The sequence below is a fragment of the Brevibacterium samyangense genome (assembly GCF_039529845.1).
Taxonomy (GTDB): Bacteria; Actinomycetota; Actinomycetes; order Actinomycetales; family Brevibacteriaceae; genus Brevibacterium; species Brevibacterium samyangense.
In genome coordinates this window covers 52076-57577 of the sequence record NZ_BAAANO010000002.1, presented here as the reverse complement: position 1 = coordinate 57577, position 5502 = coordinate 52076, and the positions used below count along the sequence as shown (strand labels likewise).

The following is a 5502-nucleotide window of genomic DNA, read 5'->3' as shown; positions in this document are numbered from 1 at the left end:
CGCCGGCCGCGGCGGCGACGGGTGTCGCCGGGGTGCGGGGCGCCTCGGGCGCGGGGGTCCGCGAGGACGAGGCGCGGCGTGCGGCGGCACGTTCGGCGCGGGTACGGCGGGGGCCGTAGAGGTCACGGCGGATGACGGAGGCGACCCCGAGGACGAAGAGCCACAGCAGTGCGACGAGCGCGAACCGCAGCAGCATGACGGTGAACTCGCTCATCGGCCTCCCATTTCGTAGGCGCGGAAGGTCACCGGCGTGTCCCCGACGAGGAGTTCGACCCCGTCGGTGAGGGCGATCGTGGTGATGCGGCGGCCGGCGTGGAGCGTCCCGTTCGTCGAGTCGAGGTCGGTTGCCGTTGCCCGGTCGCCGTCGATCGTGATGGTGAAGTGGCGGCGGGAGGCGCCGGGGTCGTCGATGACGATGTCCGCGGCCTGGGACGAACGACCGAACACCGTCGTCCCCTCCTCGAGCGGGTGGGTCTGTCCGTGGAGGCGGACGGCGTAGTGACGGCGGGTGCGGGACGGGGCGCCGCGGCGGGGATTCATGTGGGAAGCGCCTGCGGCAGGGGATGCAGAGGAGCCTGCGGCTGGAGATGCAGAGGAGCCGGGGGAGGGTGCAGCGGCGGCCGGCATCGGGTTCGAGGACACCGGCGGGGCGCCGAGCGCGGGGTTCACGGGGAGGTGGTCGGAGGGGGTGTCGGCGTTGTCGCCGGGGGTGGACTGCGCCTGGTGCGCGTAGACCTCGGGGACGATCGGATTCGCGCGGGAAACGGGGTCGTACCCGCCGCGGTTGGGCGGTTGGGCGGCGGCGGAACCGTCGGGTCGTTTGGTCGAGGCCCGCACCCGGTACATCCCGGTGTCGAGGTCGTCCGCCTGTTCGAAGGTGACGGTGACGGGGCCGACGAAGCTGTACCCCTGTTCGACCGCGTGGTCCCCGACGACCTGCCGGAGGTCGAGGAGGAGCTCGGCCGCGATCGGTTCCAGTCGCTCGTAGTCGTTCGCGGAGAGTTCGAAGACATAGGTGTTCGCGGTGAGGACGCGTCCACGGGAGACCACGGCGGCTCGCGTGTCGGCTTCCTTGCGGAGTGCTGCGGCGAGTTCCACGGGTTCCACCTGGGAGCGGAAGGCCTTGACCAGCGCGCCGTTCACCACACGCTCGATACTCTTCTCGAAGCGGTCGATCACGCCCATGCGTCGCCTCCTTCACTCGGTCCATCGGTGGTCGCGGACGGTGCCGTGTGCAGGCTCCGTCGCGTGTCGGTCGGGTGTCGTGCAGGCGCACGGAGTACGCAGGTCGGCCCGACCGCCAGCACTCCATGCTAACCACCCGGTAGCCGGATCACGTTGTGGGAACACCCAGTGAGGGACATTCTCCCGGCGAATGGCTGTGATGGGTGATTTCGCTCTCACTTCCCGGTGGGCGTGTCCTGGGGTTTGTCCGGGCGCGCGGGCGCTGTGTAAAGTGGTCTCCTGCTACTTGCGCAAGTGGCGGAATAGGTAGACGCGCTGGCTTCAGGTGCCAGTGATGGCAACATCGTGGGGGTTCAAGTCCCCCCTTGCGCACCGACCGGGATCCCGGGGTATCCAGAAGATGCCCCGGGATCTTTCTTGTGTGCGGGGTGTGTGCGGGGCGATCGGCCGGAACTCCAACGGATTCGCCGAGGGGAACCGATTCGGTTTCCCTTATGCGGGATGCACATCGTTTCGGTTTCCCTGGGCGAAACCGTTGGATAGGCGTGGGCGGGCTCGCTGCAGGGCGGCTTTCGTTATCGTTCCGTTATAGAGCCGGGTCGGGGCGCGTGTTCTCGCAAGCGCCGTCAGGGATGTTCGAATATGTGACGTGGATCACCCTTTCGATCCACGTACGTTCGAGCGCATGAATCTCCGGACCACCGCAGATCACCTCGTCCCCTCTCCCCTCACCGACCTCACTCCCACGGCGTTCGCCGGCCCCGCCGATCCCCTCGTTCTCGCCGGCGGTGTCGACGCCGCGGTCGACTCGCTCTTCGCGCCGATCGCCGATGCGCTCTCCGCGATCGTCTTCTTCGGCATCCCGATCGGCGGGACCGAACTCCCGCTCATCATCGTGTGGCTCATGTGCGGCGCGGTGTTCCTCACCGTCTTCCTCCGGTTCCAACCGATCACCGGTCTCCGGCACTCCGTGCGGGTGATCCGCGGTCGGCTCACCCGGAAGACCGATCCGGGGGAGGTGTCGAGTTTCCAGGCCCTCGCGACCGAGCTCTCCGGCACCGTCGGACTCGGCAACATCGCGGGCGTCGCGGTCGCCATCACCATCGGCGGACCCGGGGCGGCGCTGTGGATCGTGCTCTTCGGGTTCTTCGCGATGACGATGAAGATGGCGGAGGCGACCCTCGGCGTGAAGTACCGCGAGGTGCGCGCGGACGGGACGACCGCCGGCGGGCCCATGTACTACCTGCGGAAGGGACTCGCGGAGATCGGGCGTCCCCGCACCGGGAGGTTCCTCGCGGGGTTCTACGCCGTCGCGACGCTCATCGGTGTCTTCGGCGCCGGCAACCTCTTCCAGGCGAACCAGGGTGCCGCGATCCTCGTGACCGCGACCGGCGGGGAGTCCTCGTGGCTCGCGGACAAGCTCTGGCTCATCGGACTGGTGATGGCCGCCCTCGCCGCTCTCGTCATCCTCGGCGGCATCACGAAGATCGCGGACTGGACCTCGGCGATCACCCCGCTCATGGCCGTTCTCTACGTCGTCGGCACGCTCGCGGTCCTCGCGGTGAACGTCACGCAGATCCCTCATGCGATCGGTCTCATCCTCGCGGGTGCGTTCACGGGGGAGGGCATCACCGGTGGCATCATCGGTGTGGCGATCGTCGGGATCCAGCGTGCACTGTTCTCGAACGGTGGTGGCATCGGGACCGCCGGGATGGCGCACTCGGCCGTGAAGACACGGGACCCCGCGACCGAGGGGTTCACCGCCCTGTGGGAACCGCTCATCGACTCCGTCGTCATCTGTACGATGACCTCGCTCGCGATCGTCACGACCGGCCTCTACGCCGCGGACTCCGGCGACGGATCCACCGCGGCGGGTGTCGCACTCACGGCGCAGGCCTTCGGAACCGTGACCTCGTGGTTCCCCGTACTACTGACCGTGTGTGTGGTGTTGTTCGCCTTCTCCACCGTTCTCTCGTACGCGTACTACGGGCAGCAGGCGATCGGGTATCTCACCGGGAACTCGCCGCTCGCCAAGCAGGTGTTCAACGTCGTGTGGGTCCTCATGATCGTGGTCGGGGCCGCGGCCTCGCTCGATGCGGTCATGGCGTTCTCCGACGCGATGCTCTTCCTCATGACGGTGCCCAACCTCATCGGTACGTATTTCCTGGCCAGGATCGTGCGGTACGAGATCCTCAAGCACCGCGCGAAGGTCGACGGCGGCGTTCTCGAGGACGTTCCCGAGGACCTGCGGGTGGGGATCCGTGACCATGCACCGACCCCCGAACAGGTGGCGCGGGAACGCTCGCGGATCCTCACTCTGAGGGCGAAACGCGAGCGCATCCGGGCGGCCTTCCGGGCCGCTCAGAAAGCCCGCGGAGTGGTGCTTCCCGGGGATGTATGACTTGGGCCATCACAAAGCAACTTGCTAGTTTCATGTGTGGCGCCGGAGCCGGAACCGAGTTTTCGGCCGTAAAGCAACCTTGCGCCCAGGTGATCTATGTATCCCGAGATGCGTCTCGAGACAGCACCCTTCCAATCGAATATTCCTGCAGAGTCCCTCGCAGCGCCCCTCTCCGGCCAGGTCGGCCAGGTGGATGTTCTGGCCTCGGGGTTCGACCAGGCAGTCGAGACCGTGTTCGCGCCGTTCGCGAACTTCCTCTCCCTCGTCGTGTTCTTCGAGGTGCCGGTCCTCGGCACCGGAGTTCCGCTCATCGTCGTGTGGCTCATGGCGGCCGCCGTCTTCATCACCGTGTACCTGCGGTTCCAGCCGATCACCGGACTCAAGCACTCCTTCGAGGTGATCCGAGGACGGCTCACCCGGAAGACCGACCCGGGTGAGGTCTCGAGCTTCCAGGCCCTCGCCACCGAGCTCTCCGGCACCGTCGGGCTCGGCAACATCGCGGGTGTCGCGGTCGCGATCACGATCGGTGGCCCGGGAGCGGCGCTGTGGATCATCATCTTCGGCTTCTTCGCGATGTCCGTGAAGATGGCCGAGGCGACCCTGGGCGTGAAGTACCGCAAGGTCCACGCCGACGGCACCACCTCCGGTGGCCCCATGTACTACCTGCGTGACGGCCTCGCGGAGATCGGCCGCCCGCGGCTCGGCAGGTTCCTGGGCGCGTTCTACGCGATCGTCACGGTCGTCGGCGTGTTCGGTGCCGGCAACCTCTTCCAGGCGAACCAGGGTGCGGCGGCGATCGTCACCGCGACCGGCGGCGAGTCCTCGTGGTTCGCGGACAAGCTCTGGCTCCTCGGCCTCGTCTACGCGGTGCTCGCCGGTGCCGTCATCCTCGGCGGCATCAAGAAGATCGCCGAATGGACCGGTGCGATCACGCCGATCATGGCGATCGTCTACTTCCTGTCCGTGTTCGCGATCCTCCTCGTGAACTTCACTCACATCCCCCAGGCGTTCGTCCTCATGTTCCAGGGCGCGTTCACCGGTGAGGGTGTGGCCGGCGGCATCATCGGTGTGGCGATCGTCGGTATCCAGCGTGCCCTGTTCTCGAACGCCGCCGGTGTCGGCAGTGCGGGTATGGCGCACTCGGCCGTGAAGACCCACGACCCGGCCACCGAGGGCTTCACCGCCCTCTGGGAACCGCTCATCGACTCGATCTTCATCTGTACCCTGACCGCGCTCGCGATCATCACGACGGGTCTGTACACGGCCGACGCCGGTGACGGGTCGACCGCGGAGGGTGTCGCCCTCACGAGCCGGGCCTTCGCAACGGTGAACGACACGTGGTTCCCGTTCGTGCTCACCGTCTGCGTCGTCCTCTTCGCGTTCTCGACCCTCCTGTCCTACGGCTACTACGGGCAGAAGGCGATCGGTTACCTGCTCGGTGACTCCCGCCGGGCCGAGAAGGTCTTCCAGATCGTGTGGGTCCTCGCGATCGTCGTCGGCGCCTCCGCGTCCCTCGACTCCGTCATCGCCTTCTCCGATGCGATGTTCTTCCTCATGAGCGTGCCGGCCCTGCTCGGCATGTACTTCCTGTCGAAGATCGTGCGCCTCGAGATCCTCCGCCACCGCATCCGGGCGATGGCGGACCAGCTGCCCGACATCCCCGAGGACCTCCAGGTCGGGATCCGCGACCACGAGCCCTCGAAGGAACAGGTGCGCTCCGAGGCCCGTCGGCTCAAGGCCCTCCGCACCCGCCGCCGTGAGGTCAAGCGGGAGTTCCGGAAGGCCCAGAAGGCCCGCGGCGTCGACATGAGCGACGTCCCCGCGGAGGAACTGCCGAAGGCCTGACTCCCCACAGCAGCGTCCTCGGCACCGGGCCCCTCCCACTCCCGAGGCGCCGCACCGCACTCCACGAGCGC

General features: G+C 67.6%; 3 protein-coding genes, 1 tRNA gene and 1 pseudogene. 3 read left to right on the top strand and 2 right to left on the bottom strand.

The genetic code is table 11. The annotated features are described in order from the left end of the window. Both ABD172_RS00510 and ABD172_RS00505 read right to left on the bottom strand, forming a co-directional pair. Positions 1 to 214: pseudogene (locus ABD172_RS00510) on the bottom strand (FHA domain-containing protein FhaB/FipA); the annotation flags it as partial. Then, entirely contained in the window at positions 211 to 1185 is a 975-nt protein-coding gene (locus ABD172_RS00505; RefSeq protein WP_344305936.1) for an FHA domain-containing protein, read from the bottom strand. The gene ABD172_RS00505 and the pseudogene ABD172_RS00510, both read right to left, overlap by 4 nt. Positions 1186 to 1473: 288 nt before the next feature. On the opposite strand from ABD172_RS00505, the gene ABD172_RS00500 reads away from it, so the two are divergent. From ABD172_RS00500 to ABD172_RS00490, 3 genes are all read left to right on the top strand, one after another. Next, positions 1474 to 1557, top strand: a tRNA-Leu gene (locus ABD172_RS00500). Between the two features lie 313 nt (positions 1558 to 1870). Beyond that, entirely contained in the window at positions 1871 to 3586 is a 1716-nt protein-coding gene (locus ABD172_RS00495; protein WP_344305935.1) for an alanine/glycine:cation symporter family protein, read from the top strand. 108 nt (positions 3587 to 3694) lie between these two features. Further along, a complete protein-coding gene (locus tag ABD172_RS00490) occupies positions 3695 to 5431 on the top strand; it encodes an alanine/glycine:cation symporter family protein (RefSeq protein ID WP_344305933.1) in 1737 nt (578 codons plus the stop codon). Positions 5432 to 5502: the final 71 nt, after the last annotated feature.

What these genes read in the sequence shown, in the direction of transcription:
- ABD172_RS00505 (WP_344305936.1), bottom strand. Translation starts at nt 1,185, where the DNA reads ATGGGCGTGATCGACCGCTTCGAGAAGAGTATCGAGCGTGTGGTGAAC.
- ABD172_RS00495 (WP_344305935.1), top strand. Translation starts at nt 1,871, where the DNA reads ATGAATCTCCGGACCACCGCAGATCACCTCGTCCCCTCTCCCCTCACC.
- ABD172_RS00490 (WP_344305933.1), top strand. Translation starts at nt 3,695, where the DNA reads ATGCGTCTCGAGACAGCACCCTTCCAATCGAATATTCCTGCAGAGTCC.